The following is a 16,092-nucleotide window of genomic DNA, read 5'->3' as shown; positions in this document are numbered from 1 at the left end:
CGTCCCGCGCCGTGCCGGGCCGCTCATCCCACCGGGGTGAGCAGCCCGGCGCGTTCGTTGCGGGGCAGGGACAGCAGGCGGGCGGTGTCCTCGCGGCCGCCGTGCGGGAGGAGCAGGACGCGCAGCATGTCGACCATGCGGTCGATCAGGGCGCGGGCGGCCGTCAGGCCCTCGTGGTCCTCGCCGGGCGCGAACTGGTCGTGGATGAAGGCGGGGAAGCCCGCGCCCGCCAGGATCATGCGGTTGAGCAGGACGTTGTCGACGAGCTGTCCGTACACCCGGTCGTGGCTGTAGCGGCGGCCGGTGACGACGACGCCGGCCACCTTGTTGGCGAGGGGCCGCTCGAAGCGGAGGTGGCCGACGCCGGCCCGCTCGATGAAGTTCTGCATCACCCCGGCCAGTCCGAAGCCGTGCACCGGTGCCGCGTAGAGCACTCCGTCCGCGCGGATGAGCCGGTCCACCAGGGCCGGGGTGTCGTCGTCCAGGGCGCACGGCAGGGGGCGGAGGTTGCAGTCCCCGCAGGGCCCGCAGGGGGTGATGTCGTACTCCGCGAGCGGTATCACGTCGAGGTGCACACCGTGTTCGGCGGCGGCGCCGGCGAGGACGCGCAGCACGCGCCCGGTCAGTCCGTCGGGGCGTTCGGAGCCGTTGAGGGCGGCTATCGTCGCCCAGGGGCCGTGACCGTGGCTGTGGCTGTCGTGCGGCTGGATGCCCATCTCTGTGTCCCTCCGAGGAAGTTGTCGATGAACCGGAGCCCGGTGTCGGTGGTGATGCTCTCCGGGTGGAACTGCACGCCCTCCACCGGCAGCTCCCGGTGGCGCAGTCCCATCACGCAGCCGTCCTCCCGGGCGCGCGCGGTGACGACGAGTTCGCCGGGCAGCGGGTCGGCGACGGCCAGGGAGTGGTAGCGGGTGACGGCGGTGTGCTCGGGCAGCCCGGCGAAGACGCCGGTGCCGTCGTGGTCGACGCGGCTGGTCTTGCCGTGCACGGTGCGGGCGGCCCGCTCCACGCGCCCGCCGTGGGCGAGGCCGATGGCCTGGTGCCCGAGGCACACCCCGAGCAGCGGTACGCGGCCGGCGAACCGGCGCACCAGTTCGACGTGTCCGGAGTCGGCGGGGTGGCCGGGTCCGGGCCCCAGCACGACCGCGTCGGGCCGGGTGGCGGCGAGCTCGTCGGGGGTACGGGTGCGGGACCGGACGACCTCGGTCGTGGCGCCGCGCTCGCGCAGGTAGTGGTCGATGATGTGGACGAAGCTGTCGTGGGCGTCCACGAGGAGGACTCTCATGCCGTCAGCGCCTCACCGGTCAGGGCGGTGCAGACCGTGCCCATCTTGACCAGGGTCTCCCGCCACTCGCCGTCCGCCGTCGAGTCGGCGACCACACCGGCCGATGCCTGCAGCGCGTACGTCCCGGTGGCGGCGTCGTGGACGGCGGTGCGGATGCACAGGGCGAGGGTCGCGGCGTGGCCGCGTACGTCGAGCAGGCCGATCGCCCCCGCGTAGGCGCCCCGGGGGCGCCGCTCGATCTCGTGGATGAGCTGCATGGCGCGTACCTTCGGCGCTCCGGTCATGGTGCCGGCCGGGAAGGTGGCCCGCAGCGCGGACCACACGTCCTCGCCGTCCGCCAGTTCGCCGCTCACCGTCGACACCAGGTGGTGGACGCGGGCGAACCGCTCGACGGTCATCATGGCGTCGACGGCGAGCGTGCCGGGCCTGGTCACCCGGGCCACGTCGTTGCGGCACAGGTCGACCAGCATGATGTGCTCGGCGCGTTCCTTCTCGTCGGCGCGCAGGGCGGCGACGCGGCGGGCGTCCTCCGCCGGGTCGGCGGCGCGGGCGGAGGTGCCCGCGATGGGGCGCATGGTCAGCCGCCGGCCCTCGATGCGGAAGAGCAGCTCGGGGCTGGCGCCGACGAGGGTGCGGCCCGCCCAGGGCGCCAGGTACATGTACGGCGACGGGTTGACCTCCCGCAGGCGGCGGTAGGCGTCCAGCACCGGCAGCGGTGTGGTGACGTCGACGCGGTGGCCGATCTGGATCTGGTACACGTCACCGGCCCGGATGTGCTCCAGGCAGCGCTCCACGCGCTCGGTGAACTCCTGACGGCGGACGGTGGGGCGGACGGAGACCGGGCGGGGCGCGGGCGGCGGCGGTCCGCCGTCGTCCTCCCCGGCGGGCAGGGCGCGCACCAGGTCCGTCAGGTCGTCGCCGAGCGGCCCGGTGCCGCCGAACGCGGCGGACTCGGCCCGCACGTGGCGGGCGCCGCCGTCCGCGAGGTCGTACCAGACCGTGTGCCGGAAGGCCGTCAGGGTGATCTCCGGCGCCCCGCCGGGGGCGCGCGGCGGCAGTTCCTCCATGTACCAGGCCGCCTCGTAGCCGAGCACGGCGAGGAACCCGAAGGAGTACGCGTCCAGCGGCAGTCCGGTCCGTACGGCGAAGGAGCCGTTCAGGGCCCTCAGCAGTTCCCAGGGGCCGCCGGGGCAGCGGGCGGCGAGGGACTCGACGTGCGCGACCAGGCCGGGCAGGCCGTCGACGGACACCTGTCCGTCCCGCACCGTGATCCTGACGAGCACGTCCGCCCCGACGACCGCGCAGCGGCAGTCCTGGCCGGGTCCGGCGAGGCTCTCGAAGAGGAAGACCTGCTCCTCGCCCAGCAGGTCGCGCAGCCGGGTGCAGAGCGCGAGCGGTGCGTGCGGCGGCAGTTCGGCCCCCGTCACGCTCACCGGCAGGGGCTCGGTGCCCGCCAGGGGCGGCGCGGCACCGGGTGCGGCAGCGGTCACGGTCATCGTGGGTGATCCTTCGGTACTGGGTCGGTGTCCCACCGCCCGTCCCGGCGGCGGAGCGCCTCGTCGGCGGCGTACCGCAAGCCAACCAACGGGCCCCTCACCCGGCCCAGACCACCGGCCCCGCACGGGGGCAGACCACTTGCCGGACTAGGGCGTCCCGCCCAGCAGCGCCGCCGCCTCCAGCAGCGCGTCACGGCAGGCGTCCTGGTCGACGCCGGGCACCGAGCAGGCCAGGAGCAGCACCCGGCGGGTGCCGGCGGTGACCGCCTGGTGGACGCCGTCGCGGTGGGCGAACAGCGACAGGACCCGCTCGTCGTCGGCGAGCACCGGCCGGCCGGGTCCGAGGGTGGCGGGGCCGTCGGCGCCGAGCGCGGTGAACTCCTCGGTGCCGTCGGTCAGCCGCAGCGTGACGTCGCCGGCGAGCCTGTCGCGGTCGAAGACGCCGAGCGCGACGAGGGTGCGCACCGCGACGGCGTTCACCGCGTCGACGGCCGGGTTGATGCGCGGCCAGGAGCCGAGCGGTTTGCCGCGCAGGCCGCGGTCGACGAGGGCCTGCACCGACGGCGGCTGCTTGTCGGGGTGGGTGCCGAGGAGCCGGCTCAGCTCGCGGTAGGCGGCGACGCGGGGAGCGGCGCGGACCTCGGCGCGGCTGGCACCGTGCCACTGTGCGTGCGCGGCGCCCCACGCGTCGTCGGTGGCGGCGGCGAGGGCGGCCGGGTCGGCGGTGACGTCGGCCTCCAGGGTGAGGACGTGGACGCCGGGCATCACGGCGCGGGCGTCGGGCGAGACGTCGATGCGGTGGAAGGTGGCGGTGCGGTACGGGCCCGTGGCGGTCACTGGGTGCCTCCGGAGAAGGTGAGGGTGTCCGTGGTGTGCAGGTCGAGGTCCTCGGCGGTCAGGACCCGGTCGGTGTCGATGAGGATGTTGTAGTGGTTGGGGGCGTGGCATTCGTCGAATCCGGCCACGGTGCCGATCGGTCCCCGGGGTCCCAGCACCGTGTCGCCCCTCTCGACGACGGCGCCGGCGGGGAACTCGGCGAAGCCGAGGAAGCCGACGTGGTCGACCCGGTCGCCGGGCGCGGCCGGGCGGTCGGTGGTGGTGACGAGTTCGTGCACGTCGCCGGCGCGGACGCACCGCGACTCCCAGGGCGACAGGACCATGCCGCGGTCGGTGCGCCGGTGGAACAGGAGCTTGACCAGGCGGGCCGTCACCGGCTCCTTGGCGGCCATCCGCAGCCGGGTCTCCTTGACGCGGCCGATGGCGTAGGCCTCCTCGACGAGGTCCACGATGTGCGGGCCGCGGTCGGGTTCCGCCCGGCCGTCGCGGACGACGTGGTGGAACTCGGCCATGATGCCCGCGTACTCGTGGTCGAGCGACGACTTGAACGCCTCGAAGCCCTCCAGCATGTCGGCGTGCAGCACCCGGCCGTCCTTGAGGTGCACGGTGATGTCCTTGCGCTCCCCGGTCTCCAGCGCCCAGTCGAGGTCGACGGCAACCGGGATGCCGTCGGGGGTGACCAGGTCGAGCGCCGCGCAGAACTCGACCCCGGCGCGGACGTCCCCGATGGTCGCGTCGCGCAGGGCGAGCGGGCCGAGGACGGTCTCCAGGGCGTCCAGGGCGTTGGGGCCGTTGTCGATGACGCAGCCGCCGCCGCACCGGTCGATGTCCTGGTACCAGCGGTCCTCGCCGGTGTGCTCCTCGATGCGCTCCTGGTAGCGGCTGGTGACGTGGGAGATGTCGGCGCGGTCGGGCAGTTCGCCGGCGAGGCGCAGCACATGGGTGTTGTAGCGGCGGTGGAAGGCGGTGAAGAGGGTGGTGCCGGACGCCTCGGCCAGTGCCATCAGCCCGTACGCGTCCTCGGAGGTGACCGTGAGCGGCTTCTCGCAGCACACGTGGATCCCGGCGCGCAGGGCGTCGGCCACGACGGGCGCGTGGGCGTGGTTGGGGAGGGTGATGACCACGCCGTCCACCAGGCCGGACGAGAGGAGTGCGCGGTGGTCGGTGAAGGTGGTCACCGACGGGGCGAATCCGGTGAGCTTGGCGGTGTCGAGGTCGCAGACGGCGGTGAGGCTGAGGGCCGGGTCGTCCTCGACGGCCGAGAGGAAGAATGGCGCGATCACGCCCAGTCCGATGACTCCGATGCGCATGGTGCCGAGGTCCTTGTCCGTCGTCGTGGTGGTGGTCGGGCGGGGGGCGCCGTGGCCGGCGGGGCGGGTGCTCATGCCGTCACCTCCAGGACGTGGCGGGTCAGCGCGGCCGGGGCGTCGGTGGACAGCTGCTCGGCGAGCCGGACCAGGCCCTCGGCGACCGGGCCGGGCAGTTCGACGCCGTCGCGGACGGACCGCTCGTAGCGGGCGGCCTCGGGGGCGCCGGGGTAGGTGACGCCGTTCGCGTGGGCGGCGACGGGCGAGCCCGCCACGGTGTCCAGCAGGGTGCGGTTCTCGGCGGCGATGTGCCGGGCGGAGCCGAACGCCGCGGGGTCGATCACGATCGCGGTGTGGCCCACGTTGTCGTCGGTGGCCGGTTCGCCGGTGAGCACACCGGGCCTCGGGCCGTACGCGGCTCCCGCCAGCGGGCCGCACAGCAGGTCGACCAGGAGGGCGAGGCCGAAGCCCTTGGCCCCGCCGGTGGCGGCCGGGCCGCCGAGCCAGGCGACGTCCGCCTCCTCGTCCATGAACGCGGCCGGGTCGGTCGTCGGCGTGCCGTCGTGGCGCACCAGCCACTCCGCCGGGACCTGGCGGCCCTCCTTGTACGCCGCCTTGATCTTGCCGGTGGCGACGACCGTGGTGCTCATGTCGAGGACGAACGGCGCGCCGTCGGTCACCGGCACCGCCGCGCTGAGCGGGTTGGTGCCGAGCATCCGCACGGTGCCGCCGAGTGGGGGTGCGACGCCCTGTGCGCCGCAGTTCGTCATCGCCAGGCCGATCAGGCCGGCCGTGGCGGCGCGCTGGGTGTAGTAGCCGGCGCTGCCGAAGTGGGTGCTGTTGCGCACCGCGACCATGCCGATGCCGGTCTGCCGCGCCTTGTCCATGGCGATGTCCATGGCCAGGTCCATGGTGACCAGGCCGAGTCCCCGGTCGCCGTCGAGCAGGGCGGTGGCGCTGGTCTCCTGGACGACGCGGGGGGCGGCGTCGGCGGCGATCCGCCCGTCGAGCAGGCGTGGTGCGTAGATGTTCACCAGCCCGTTCGTGCCGTGCGTGGTGAAGCCGTGCGCGTCGGCGTACGTGATGACGTCGGCGGCGGTGCGGGCCGCGTCGGCGTCGAGGCCGCAGGCGCGCAGGGTGCGGTGGACGAAGGCGGTCAGCTCGGTGAGGGGGACGGTGACGGTCATGGCGGGTCCTGTTCCGTGAGGGGGAGGGGTGGCCGTGCGGTGGTGCCGGGTCATGGGGCCGTACGGTCCGCGAAGGCGCGGACCAGGTCCTTCACGCGCCGCGCGTAGTCGTCGAGGTCGTCCAGGTGGACGTGCTCGGCGGGGGTGTGCGCCCCGTTGGCGTCCAGGCGGCCGGGGCCGCACACGGCGACGTACCGTCCGGGGCCGGGCGCCCAGATCGCGTCGCAGGTGAACGCCGTGCCGTCGGCGAGGCCGTCGTGCCGGGCGAACCCGGCGCCGGTGAGCATCGGTTCGGCTTCCCGGTCGCGGTTGTCGAGCGTCGGCAGGCCGCGCTTGAGCCAGTCGAGGCGGACGATGCGCCGCCAGTCGCGCACGGTGCGGCGGCTGAACGGGTCGTGGGCGTGCAGGTGGGCGAACTCGGTGCGGGCCTCCTCGATCAGCACCTCCAGCGACGCGGCGAGCAGCTCGGCCTGTTCGGTGGCGGGGTAGGCGATGTTCAGCAGCAGCTGCCCGCCTCCGTACACCCGGTTGTGGGCGTGGCCGGTGTGCAGGCCGGACACGCAGAGCTTGGCCCCCATGCCGTGGGCGAGCGGGCCGAGCTTGCGGGCGAGGAAGTCCGCGATGAAGCCGAGCAGGACGGTCGCGTTGTGCCCGTCGCCGGGGTGGTCGTCGGTGGAGTCCTCGCCGCGCACCGTGATGCGCGGGGTCATCGCGGCCGTGCAGCCGTCCATGAAGGTGCCGCCGGTCGGTTCGGCGAAGACCATCAGGCGGCCGGTCAGTCCGGCGTCGACGAGGGCGCGGGTGCCGTAGGTGCCCATCGCGCCGCCCTCCTCGCCCGGTACGGAGGCGATCTGCACCTCGACGCGGTCGGCGAGCGAGGGGTCCTCGGCGAACGCGGCGGCCACCCCGGCGGCGGCGGCGATCCCGGGGCCCTTGTCGTCCACCGCGCCGCGCCCGTGGAGCATCCGGCCGTCGAGCCGGGGGGCCACGTGCGGGCCGACGGTGTCGATGTGGAAGTTGATGACCAGGCGGCGTTCCTCGGGCTGCGGGGAGCCCAGCGCGACCACGGCGGACGGCTGTCCGGCGAGGAACCCGGCGAGGTCGCGGCGGGCGGCGTCGCGCACCGGGGCCGGCACCTCGGGGCGCTCCAGGAGCCCGGGGGCGGGGGCCTGGTGCAGCACGGTGCGGAAGCCGCGCTCGTGGGCGCCCCGGAGGAACACCCGCTGGGCGCGGGCCGCGCCGTCCAGCGGGCCGCCCTCCAGGGGGGAGACGGTGTCGACGGCCATCAGCTCGGTGAGCCACTCCACGTCGGCCGCCGTGAGGCCGCCGGCTCCGGTGGCGCCGCCCGATCCGGCGGGGCCGGGGGCGGTCCGGCCCTCGCCGGTCCGTCCGGTGCCGGTCCGGTCGGTGGCGGCCCGGTCGGTTCCCGTGTCCGGTGTCCGTGTCCGCTCAGGCACGGTGGGTCTCCTTCTCGGTGGTGGGGGCGGTGGTGTCCATGCCGACCAGGGCGGCGAAGCGGCGGGCGTAGTCCCGGTATCCGGCGGCCAGTTCCGCCGGGTCGCCGGCCAGGCCGAGGTGCGGGATGTGCGCAAGGTGCGGCTCCAGGCTGTAGTCGCCGCGGTAGCCGTGCTCCTCCAGCAGGCGCACGCACTCGGTGAGGCGGGCCGTGCCCTCGCCGGGCATCGTGAACTCGGCGGTGCCGTCGGCGCGTACGACGCCGTCCTTGATGTGGACGTGGTCCACCCACGGCAGGACGCGGCCCAGGAACTCCACCGGGTCGTAGCCGTACGCCAGTCCGTTGCCGGTGTCGAACAGCAGCCGCAGCCGGGGGCTGTCGACCTCCTCCAGCATCCGGAGGGTCTCCTCGGCGCCCTGCCCGGCCCAGCCCTGGCAGTTCTCGTGCAGCAGGGTCACGCCCAGCCGCTCCGCCTCCCGGGTGAGGACCCGCATCCGGCGCAGCGCCTCCTCGCGCCACGCGCCCTCGGGCCGGCCGTCGTTGGGGTACGACATCACGCGCAGCCGGTCGCAGCCGAACAGCGCGGCGACCTCGGCGGACCGCTCCAGGACGGCCAGTTCGCCGTCGAGGCCGGTGGCGACGGTGGTGGACCAGCTGCCCACCGGGGTGTCCAGGACCGGGACCCGCATCCCGGCGACGATGGTGCGGCGCGCCAGGTCGGCGGCGTCGCCGGTGGCCAGCTCGTGCAGTCCCCGGCCGTCGAGTGTGCGCAGTTCCAGTGCGGTCATGCCCAGTTCGTGGTGGACGGCGAGCTGGGTGGTGAGGTCGGGGGCGGCCTCGTCGCCGATGCCGCAGAGGCGGCCGATCGGCAGGGGCGCCAGGCCGGTGGCGCTCTCGGGGGTCGCGGTGGTCATCGCCGGTCACCGCCCGGCCGTGCAGAAGCGCCGGACGGCCGCGACGACGCGCTCGGGGGCGCCGGGTGCCATGTCCGGGTGGAGCGGCAGGGCGAGGGCCTCCCGGCACAGCCGCTCGGCGACCGGGAAGTCGCCGGGCCGGTGGCCGAGGTGGGCGAAGGCGGGCTGGAGGTGCAGGGGGCGGGGGTAGTAGACGGTGGTCCCGATGCCCTCGGCCGCCAGGTGGGCGCGGAGCGCGTCGCGCTCCTGGGCGCGGATGACGTACGTGTAGACGGAGCGGCCGGTGAATCCGGCGGGCGGCGGCAGCACCACCGGGGCGAGCGGGCGCAGCCCCTCCTCGTACACCTCGGCGATCTCGCGGCGCCGGGCGTGCAGCCGGTCCAGGTGGGGCAGCTTGCGCAGCAGGAACCCGGCGGTCAGCTCGTCCATCCGGCAGTTGAAGCCGAGCAGTTCGTGGTGGAAGCGCTTGCCGGCCGGCTGGCCGTGGTTGCGCAGCATGCGCGCCACCCGGGCCAGTTCGGCGTCGTCGGTGACGATCATGCCGGCGTCGCCGATGCCGCCGGCGGGCTTGGCGGGGAAGAAGGAGTACACCCCGGCGGTGCCGTGCCGCCCGGCGGGCAGGCCGTCGACCTCGGCGCCGAGCGCGACGGCGCTGTCCTCGACGAGGTGCAGGCCGCGCCGTGCGGCGAGTGCGGCGAAGGCGCCCATCCTCGGGGACTCGGTGAAGAGGTACGCCGGCAGCAGGGCCCTGGTGCGGTCGGTGACGGCGGCCTCGGTGGCGGCCACGTCGAGCATCGCGGTGTCGTACTCGACGTCGGCGAAGACCGGGGTCGCGCCGCGCAGGGCGACGGTGGAGGCCGTGGAGACGAACGAGAACGCGGGGGTGACGACCTCGTCGCCGGGGCCGATGCCCAGCGCGGCGAGCGTCACGGTCAGGGCGCCGGTCCCGCCGGCCACGGCGACGGCGTGCGCCGCGCCGGTGCGCCGGGCCACCTCCGCCTCCAGGCGCTCCACCCGGGACTTGAGGATGAACTCGTCGCTCTCGGCGACCTCGCGGAAGACCTCGACGAGGTCCTCGGTCCAGTCCTCGAAGCGGGCGGACCAGTCGGCGTAGGGGACGGGGGCCGGGGTCGCGGGCGCGGCGGGCGGGGTGGCGGGGCTGGCGGTCACGACGTGGCTCCGTAGAAGGCGTGGACGAGGGCGGCGACGCGGTCGGCCTCCCGGTCGGTGAGGTCGGGGTAGAGCGGCAGCGCCAGGGCGCGCCGGGCGGCGGCCGCGGCGACCGGCACCGGGTGGCGGGAGCCGGCCAGCGGGGCGAGGAGCGGCTGCTCGGTCAGCGGGCGCGGGTAGTAGGCCTCGGTGCCCACCCCGTGCGCGTCCAGGTGCGCGACGAGCTCGTCACGGCGGTCGCACTCGATGAGGTAGACGTAGTACACCTGGTTGCTCGGCGACTTGGCGGGCGCCATCCAGGGCGTGGTGACGTGCGGGGCGAGCGGGGCGAGGAGGCGGTCGTAGCGGGCGGCGAGTTCGGCGCGCCGCTCGATCTCCTCGCTCAGCCGGTCCAGCCGGTGGAGCAGGAACGCCGCCTGGAGCTCGTCGCAGCGGCTGTTGTAGCCGATCTCGTGGTAGACGTACGCGCCGTCGGTGTCCTGCCCGTGGCAGCGCAGGCGGCGTGCCCGCGCGGCGACGGTGTCGTCGTCGGTGAGCAGCATGCCGGCGTCGCCGAGGGAGCCGAGGGTCTTGGTGGGGAAGAAGGAGAGCACCCCGCCGCTGCCCCACAGGCCGGCGTGGGTCCCGGCGGCCCGCATGTCGATGCCTTCGGCGCTGTCCTCCAGGAGCAGCAGCCCGTGCCGGTCGGCCAGGTCCTTGAGGACCTCCATGTCGGCCATCTGGGAGAACAGGTGCACCGGCATGATCGCTCTGGTGCGCTCGGTGATCGCCGCCTCGGCCCGCTCGGGGTCCATGGCGTACGAGCCGGGCAGCACGTCCACGAGCACCGGGTCGGCGCCCACGTGCAGGACCGCCGACGCGGTCGCGAAGAAGGTGTAGGCGGGGACGATGACCTCGTCGCCCGGGCCGATGCCGGCCGCGCGGAGCAGGATGACCAGCGCGTCGGTGCCGTTGGCGACGGCCACCGCGTGCCGGGCGCCGGTGCGTTCGGCGATGGCGGCCTCCAGCTCGGCGGTGACCGGCCCGGAGGTGAACCGTCCGGAGGCTGCGACCCGGCGGATCCTGGCCTCCAGCCGGGGCCAGTCGCGGCGGACGGACCGAGCGCCGCTGAAGAAGGGGATCGGGCCGTCGTCGGTGGGGCGCCCGGTGGTGGTCTCGGTCATCGGGTGGCCGCCTTCAGGGACGAGATCAGCTCGGTGGTGGCGCGGCGGCGGCCGGCCGCGTCGCGGGCGGCGCCGATGCGCTGGAGCAGCGCGCTGCCCACGATCACGCCGTCGGCCCTGCCGTGCAGCGCGGCGACGTGCTCCGGCCGGGAGATGCCGAACCCGACGGCGAGCGGGGTGTCGCCGCTGACCGAGCGGACCCGCTCCAGGTAGGAGTCGATCCCGTCGGCGAGTTCGGAGCGCACTCCGGTGACGCCGTTGGCGGCGAGGACGTACAGGAAGCCGCGGGAGGCGGCCGCGGACTCGGCGATGCGCTCGGTGGAGCTGCCGGGGGCGGCGAAGAACACCTGGCCGAGTTCGGAGGCCTCGGCGTTGGCCAGCCACTCGGCGCCCTCGCGGGTGGGCAGGTCGGGGACGACGAAGCCGTCGGCGCCCGCGGACCGGGCGTCGTCGTAGAGCTGGGTGAGGCCGTAGCGGAGGAAGGGGTTGCAGTAGCCCATGAGGACGATGGGGGCCTCGACGCCGGCGGCACGGGCCTCGGCGACCACGTCGAGCGTGGCGGCGGTGGTGGTGCCGGTGTCCAGCGCCGCCTGTCCGGTGGCCTGGATGACCGGGCCGTCGCCCAGGGGGTCGGAGAAGGGGACGCCCAGTTCGATGACGTCGGCCCCGGCCTGCTCGGCGGCGGCGATCAGTCCGACGGTCTCGCCGAGGCTCGGGTAGCCGGAGGTGATGTAGGCGACCAGGGTGGTCTCGCCCTTGATGCGGTTGTCCGCGAAGGTCTGCTCGAGCCGCTTCATCGGGTGGTCTCCTCACGCTGCTGGAGGGCGGCCATGGCGGAGGTCAGGTCCTTGTCGCCGCGGCCGGAGAGGTTGACGAGGATGGTGGCGCCGGACTCGTACTCCCGGGCGACCTTCAGGGCGCCGGCGACGGCGTGGGCGGACTCCAGGGCGGGGACGATGCCCTCCTGGGAGCTGAGGGCGGCGAAGGCGTCCAGCGCCTCGTCGTCGGAGGCGGAGATGTACTCGACCTTGCCGGTGTCCTTGTAGTGGCTGTGCTCGGGGCCGACGCCGGCGTAGTCCAGGCCGGGCGCGATGGAGTGGGTGAGCTGGATCTGGCCGTCGTCGTCCTGGAGGAGGTAGGTGCGGGTGCCCTGCAGGACGCCCGGGTCGCCGTAGAGGAGCGGGGCCGCGTGGCCGCCCTCGCCGCCCCTGCCCTCGCCGGCCGCCTGGACGCCGACCAGGCGGACCGGGTCGTCCAGGAAGGCGCTGAACATGCCCGCCGCGTTGGAGCCGCCGCCGACGCAGGCGACGACGGCGTCCGGCAGCCGGTCGTTCTCCTCCAGGAACTGGGCGCGCGCCTCGCGGCCGATGACCGACTGGAAGCCGCGCACGATGGTCGGGAAGGGGTGCGGTCCGACGACCGAGCCGAGCAGGTAGTGGGTGGTGTCGGGGTGGGCGATCCACTCGCGGATCGCGGCGTTGATGGCGTCCTTGAGGGTGGCGGTGCCGAGGTCGACCAGCTCGACCCTGGCGCCCAGCAGCTTCATGCGCTGGAGGTTGGGGGCCTGCCGCTCGGCGTCGACGCGGCCCATGTAGACCGTGGCGTCGAGGCCGAGGTAGGCGCAGGCGGCGGCGACGGCCACGCCGTGCTGGCCGGCGCCGGTCTCGGCGATGATGCGCTTCTTGCCGAGGCGGTGGGCGAGGAGCGCCTGCCCGATCGAGTTGTTGATCTTGTGGGCGCCGGTGTGGGTGAGGTCCTCCCGCTTCAGCCAGAGCTTGACCCCGTGCTCGGTGGTGCCGAGCCGGTGCAGCTCGGTGATCGGGGTGGGCCGGCCGACGAACATCCTGAACAGCCGGTCCAGCTCCGCGGTGAACTCGGGGTCCACCAGGGCCTTCTGGTACTCGGCCTCCAGCTCCTCCAGCGGGCCCACCAGGGTCTCCGCGACGAACTGACCGCCGTACTCGCCGAATCGGCCGTTCACGATGCCACCTCCAGGATGGGGACCCCGGCGCAGGACCGCACCTGGGCCCCGGGGTCGGGACTGCTGAGCAGGGACTCGCCGATCAGCGCGGCGTCGAAGCCGTGCGCGGCGATGCGTTCGATGTCGGCGCGGCCGGACAGGCCGCTCTCGCTGACCGTGAGGACACCGCGCGGGATGTCGCGGCGCAGCCGGGCCGAGGTGTCCAGGTCGACGGCGAAGGTCTGAAGGTCGCGGTTGTTGATGCCGACGATGCGGGCGCCGGCCGTCAGGGCCCGGTCGACCTCCTCCTGCGAGAAGGTCTCGACGAGCGCGCCGATGCCCAGTCCGTGGGCCGTCTGGACCAGGTCCTTCAGCAGCGCGTCGTCGACGGCCCGGACGATGACGAGGACGGCGTCGGCGCCGCAGTCGTGGGCGAGCCGGACCTGCCGGGTGTCGACGAGGAAGTCCTTGAACAGGACGGGGACCGTGACGTCGGGGTGTTCCGCGACCGTGCGGACCAGCTCGGGCGAGCCCCCGAAGTAGGGGGTGTCGCCGAGCACGGACACGGCACGGGCGCCGCCGGCGACGTAGGCACGTGCGGTGGGCACGGCCCGCTCGGGGTCCAGCAGGCGCCCCTTCGAGGGCGACTTGGGCTTGATCTCGGCGATCACGGAGACGTCGGGGCCGCCGAGGGCGGCGGCGAACCGGCCCGGCTCGGCGGGGTGCAGCCGGCCGCGGGCCGCGGCGTCGGCGGCGCGGGGGCCGCTCCAGGCGGCGCGCTTGGCGGCGATGATGTCGTCGAGGTGCATGGCGCGTGGCTCCTTCCTGCGGTGGTGGGGCGATGGGTCGGGGGTGGGGGCGGGCGGTGGCGGGGGCGGGGGCCGCCGGGCGGACCGCGGTACGGGTGCGTCGCTCAGAGCGCCGCCGTCCGTTTCCGGGCCGCGTCCTTCTCGTGGGCCAGCCGCTCGGCGAGCCGCGCCGGTGCGCCGTGCTCCACGGCGCGGCGGGCGAGGCGCAGCCCCTCCTCCAGGCCGTCGGCGTGGCCCGCGAGGTGGAGCACGGCCGCCGCGTTCAGCAGCACGGTGTCCAGCAGCGGCCCCGGCGCGGTGCCGGCGAGGACCTCGCGGGACAGGGCCGCGTTGCGGTGCGCGTCGCCGCCCGCGAGGGCGCCGCGGCCGGCCGGGCGCAGCGGCAGCAGGGCGGGGTCGACCAGGGCGGAGGTGATCCGCCCGCCGTCCACCGCCAGCACCCGGCTGGTCCCCGCGGTGGTCAGCTCGTCCATGCCGTCGGCGCCCTGGATGATCCAGGTGCGGCGGTGGCCGAGCAGTGCGGCGGCCTCGGCCAGCACCTCCTGGTCCTGCCGGGTGGCGGTGCCGATGAGCCGGCCGGTGAGCGGGACCGGGTTGGCGAGCGGCCCGGAGAGGTTGAACAGGGTGCGGAAGCCGAGGCGGCGGCGGATCGGGGCGAGCCGGCGCAGTGCCGGGTGGAGCGCGGGGGCGAACAGGAACGCGAACCGGTGCTCGGCCAGGTGCCGGGGGATGTCCTCGCCGGGGTCGATGTCGATGCCCAGCGCCTCCAGCACGTCGGCGCTGCCGCACTGCGAGGTCGCGGCCCGGTTGCCCGCCTTGGCGACGGTCGCCCCGGCCGAGGCGGCGATCAGCCCGGCGAGGGTGGAGATGTTGACCGAGTCGCTGCCGTCACCACCGGTGCCGACGACATCGACCGCCGGGCCCGTCCAGGCGACCGGCCTGGCCACCGCGAGCACGGCACGCACCGCGGCCGCCACCAGCCGGGGCGTCGCCCCGCCGACGGCCACCGCCGTCAGGAAGGCCGCCGCGTCCACCGGGTCCGTCGCCTCGTCGAGCAGCTCCGCGACGGCGTCCCGGGCCGCCTCCTCCGTCACCTCGCGCCCGGCCACCGCGTCCCGGGTGACGGCACCCAGCGTGCGGGTGGCGAGCAGGGCCGCCGCCATCAGAGCACCGCCACATTGCGGGCCGCCGCGAGCCGGTTGTGGGTGTCGAGGACGACCGGGGGCACGCCCCACAGCAGGTCGTCCTCCAGGCCGCGTACGGGGGTGACGAGGACCGCGGCGTCCTGCTGGGCCAGCTCGGTGACCGACCAGTCGGCCTCGGTGACCGGTTCGCCGTCGACGACCAGGTCCCGCACGAGCGGGTCGTGGTACGAGACCTGGGCGCCGGCGGCGCGCAGGCCGCGCACGATGTCCAGGGCGGGGGCGTTGCGCAGGTCGGCGACGCCCGTCTTGTAACTGACGCCGACGATGAGGATCTTGGCGCCGCGCAGCGAGCCGCCGCGCGCGTCCAGGAGGTCCGCGAGCCGCTCGACGACCTGGCGCGGGCGCCGCTCTATCCGCTCGTGGGCGGCGGCGACCAGCGCCATGTCGGTGCCGGCGCGGGCGGCGGCCTCCCGCAGGAACAGGGGGTCGACGGGGATGCACTCGCCGCCGACGCCCGGGCCCGGGTAGTGGGCGAGGAATCCGTAGGGCTTGGTGGAGGCCGCGTCGATGACCTCGCGGACCGGGATGTCCAGCTCCTGGCACAGGTCGGACAGTTCGAGCGTCAGGCCGATGTTGACCAGGCGGAAGGTGTTCTCGAAGACCTTGGCCAGCTCGGCGACCTCCAGGCTGGAGACCGGTACGACCGTCTCGCAGACCTGGCCGAACAGCAGCGCCGCGCGGCGGGTGCACTCGGGCGTGAGGCCGCCGACGACCTTCGGGGTGTTGGAGAGGTTCCAGCCGTTGGTGTTGGCGGGGTCGACCCGCTCGGGCGCCATCGCCACGTGGAAGTCCTGGCCCGGCTCCAGGCCGGTGCCCTCCGCCATGCGGGCGACGGCGGCGGCCGTGGTGCCCGGTGGCACCGTGGACTGCACGACCAGCAGTATCCCGCGGCGCAGCAGCGGCGCCACCGACTCCATGGCGGACTCGACGTAGTCGAGGTTGGCCTGCTGGTCGCCGGTGACGGGGGTGGGCACGCAGATGATCAGGGCGTCGCAGCCGGCGAGTTCGCCGGGCTCCGTGGTGGCGCTCAACCGGTCGCCGGCGGCGGCCAGTTCGGCGTCGCGGACGTCCGGCAGGTAGGACTCGCCGCGGGCCACCTGTGCGGTGCGCGCGGCGTCGGTGTCGAGGCCGCGGACGTGGAAGCCGGCGGTGGCGAATCCGAGGCCGAGCGGCAGGCCGGTGTAGCCGAGTCCGACGATCCCCACCCGCAGGGTCCGGTTCTCGACCGCGAGGTCGAAGCGGCCCGTGGTGGCCTTCTGGACCAGCGCCGGAGCAAGTACGTCAGCCATTCGAGGTCTCCCCT

General features: G+C 74.8%; 15 protein-coding genes. All 15 read right to left on the bottom strand.

The features are described 5' to 3' along the window. Window positions 1-23: 23 nt before the first annotated feature. The gene (locus tag A4V12_RS12955; protein ID WP_064069451.1) at window positions 24-716 is read right to left on the bottom strand and encodes a flavodoxin family protein; all 693 of its coding nucleotides are present in this window, start codon (window positions 714-716) and stop codon (window positions 24-26) included. After that, the gene (locus tag A4V12_RS12950) at window positions 659-1,285 is read right to left on the bottom strand and encodes an anthranilate synthase component II (RefSeq protein WP_064069450.1); all 627 of its coding nucleotides are present in this window, start codon (window positions 1,283-1,285) and stop codon (window positions 659-661) included. The genes A4V12_RS12955 and A4V12_RS12950 overlap by 58 nt, the downstream gene beginning before the upstream one ends. After that, window positions 1,282-2,781, bottom strand: a complete 1,500-nt coding sequence (locus A4V12_RS12945; protein WP_064069449.1) for an anthranilate synthase component I family protein — start codon at window positions 2,779-2,781, stop codon at window positions 1,282-1,284. Before A4V12_RS12945 ends, A4V12_RS12950 begins: the two co-directional genes overlap by 4 nt. Window positions 2,782-2,928: 147 nt before the next feature. After that, window positions 2,929-3,618: a phenylalanine--tRNA ligase beta subunit-related protein gene (locus A4V12_RS12940; RefSeq protein ID WP_064069448.1), complete on the bottom strand. Its 690-nt coding sequence runs from the start codon at window positions 3,616-3,618 to the stop codon at window positions 2,929-2,931. Then, window positions 3,615-5,003 carry a Gfo/Idh/MocA family protein gene (locus A4V12_RS12935; protein ID WP_199831269.1) on the bottom strand — a complete coding sequence of 463 codons (1,389 nt, stop codon included), beginning with the start codon at window positions 5,001-5,003 and terminating at the stop codon, window positions 3,615-3,617. The genes A4V12_RS12940 and A4V12_RS12935 overlap by 4 nt, the downstream gene beginning before the upstream one ends. Next, complete coding sequence (locus A4V12_RS12930; protein ID WP_064069447.1) at window positions 5,000-6,112, bottom strand: Ldh family oxidoreductase; 1,113 nt, start codon at window positions 6,110-6,112, stop codon at window positions 5,000-5,002. Before A4V12_RS12930 ends, A4V12_RS12935 begins: the two co-directional genes overlap by 4 nt. A 50-nt stretch (window positions 6,113-6,162) precedes the next feature. Then, a complete protein-coding gene (locus A4V12_RS12925) occupies window positions 6,163-7,569 on the bottom strand; it encodes a M20/M25/M40 family metallo-hydrolase (RefSeq protein WP_234372166.1) in 1,407 nt (468 codons plus the stop codon). Next, window positions 7,562-8,482 carry a sugar phosphate isomerase/epimerase family protein gene (locus A4V12_RS12920; RefSeq protein ID WP_064069446.1) on the bottom strand — a complete coding sequence of 307 codons (921 nt, stop codon included), beginning with the start codon at window positions 8,480-8,482 and terminating at the stop codon, window positions 7,562-7,564. The genes A4V12_RS12925 and A4V12_RS12920 overlap by 8 nt, the downstream gene beginning before the upstream one ends. 6 nt (window positions 8,483-8,488) lie before the next feature. Then, entirely contained in the window at window positions 8,489-9,652 is a 1,164-nt protein-coding gene (locus A4V12_RS12915) for a DegT/DnrJ/EryC1/StrS family aminotransferase (RefSeq protein ID WP_064069445.1), read from the bottom strand. Next, window positions 9,649-10,815, bottom strand: a complete 1,167-nt coding sequence (locus tag A4V12_RS12910; protein ID WP_064069444.1) for a DegT/DnrJ/EryC1/StrS family aminotransferase — start codon at window positions 10,813-10,815, stop codon at window positions 9,649-9,651. Before A4V12_RS12910 ends, A4V12_RS12915 begins: the two co-directional genes overlap by 4 nt. Then, the gene (gene trpA / locus A4V12_RS12905; protein WP_064069443.1) at window positions 10,812-11,612 is read right to left on the bottom strand and encodes a tryptophan synthase subunit alpha; all 801 of its coding nucleotides are present in this window, start codon (window positions 11,610-11,612) and stop codon (window positions 10,812-10,814) included. The genes A4V12_RS12910 and trpA overlap by 4 nt, the downstream gene beginning before the upstream one ends. Next, window positions 11,609-12,796 (bottom strand): tryptophan synthase subunit beta, encoded by a 1,188-nt coding sequence (gene trpB, locus A4V12_RS12900; protein ID WP_064069442.1) that lies wholly within the window; start codon window positions 12,794-12,796, stop codon window positions 11,609-11,611. The genes trpA and trpB overlap by 4 nt, the downstream gene beginning before the upstream one ends. Further along, window positions 12,793-13,584: an indole-3-glycerol phosphate synthase TrpC gene (locus A4V12_RS12895; protein ID WP_064069441.1), complete on the bottom strand. Its 792-nt coding sequence runs from the start codon at window positions 13,582-13,584 to the stop codon at window positions 12,793-12,795. Before A4V12_RS12895 ends, trpB begins: the two co-directional genes overlap by 4 nt. A gap of 104 nt (window positions 13,585-13,688) precedes the next feature. Further along, window positions 13,689-14,747: an anthranilate phosphoribosyltransferase gene (gene trpD, locus A4V12_RS12890; protein ID WP_064069440.1), complete on the bottom strand. Its 1,059-nt coding sequence runs from the start codon at window positions 14,745-14,747 to the stop codon at window positions 13,689-13,691. Then, window positions 14,747-16,078 (bottom strand): nucleotide sugar dehydrogenase, encoded by a 1,332-nt coding sequence (locus A4V12_RS12885; RefSeq protein WP_159028867.1) that lies wholly within the window; start codon window positions 16,076-16,078, stop codon window positions 14,747-14,749. Before A4V12_RS12885 ends, trpD begins: the two co-directional genes overlap by 1 nt. Window positions 16,079-16,092: the final 14 nt, after the last annotated feature.

This window comes from Streptomyces noursei (assembly GCF_001646665.1).
In the GTDB taxonomy this organism is placed as follows: domain Bacteria; phylum Actinomycetota; class Actinomycetes; order Streptomycetales; family Streptomycetaceae; genus Streptomyces; species Streptomyces lavendulocolor.
This window is presented reverse-complemented; position numbering and strand designations above follow the sequence as displayed.

Coding starts and splice junctions, on each gene's coding strand:
- A4V12_RS12955 (WP_064069451.1), bottom strand. CDS start 716: ATGGGCATCCAGCCGCACGACAGCCACAGCCACGGTCACGGCCCCTGG.
- A4V12_RS12950 (WP_064069450.1), bottom strand. CDS start 1,285: ATGAGAGTCCTCCTCGTGGACGCCCACGACAGCTTCGTCCACATCATC.
- A4V12_RS12945 (WP_064069449.1), bottom strand. CDS start 2,781: ATGACCGTGACCGCTGCCGCACCCGGTGCCGCGCCGCCCCTGGCGGGC.
- A4V12_RS12935 (WP_199831269.1), bottom strand. CDS start 5,003: ATGAGCACCCGCCCCGCCGGCCACGGCGCCCCCCGCCCGACCACCACC.
- A4V12_RS12930 (WP_064069447.1), bottom strand. CDS start 6,112: ATGACCGTCACCGTCCCCCTCACCGAGCTGACCGCCTTCGTCCACCGC.
- A4V12_RS12920 (WP_064069446.1), bottom strand. CDS start 8,482: ATGACCACCGCGACCCCCGAGAGCGCCACCGGCCTGGCGCCCCTGCCG.
- A4V12_RS12910 (WP_064069444.1), bottom strand. CDS start 10,815: ATGACCGAGACCACCACCGGGCGCCCCACCGACGACGGCCCGATCCCC.
- trpA (WP_064069443.1), bottom strand. CDS start 11,612: ATGAAGCGGCTCGAGCAGACCTTCGCGGACAACCGCATCAAGGGCGAG.
- A4V12_RS12895 (WP_064069441.1), bottom strand. CDS start 13,584: ATGCACCTCGACGACATCATCGCCGCCAAGCGCGCCGCCTGGAGCGGC.
- trpD (WP_064069440.1), bottom strand. CDS start 14,747: ATGGCGGCGGCCCTGCTCGCCACCCGCACGCTGGGTGCCGTCACCCGG.
- A4V12_RS12885 (WP_159028867.1), bottom strand. CDS start 16,078: ATGGCTGACGTACTTGCTCCGGCGCTGGTCCAGAAGGCCACCACGGGC.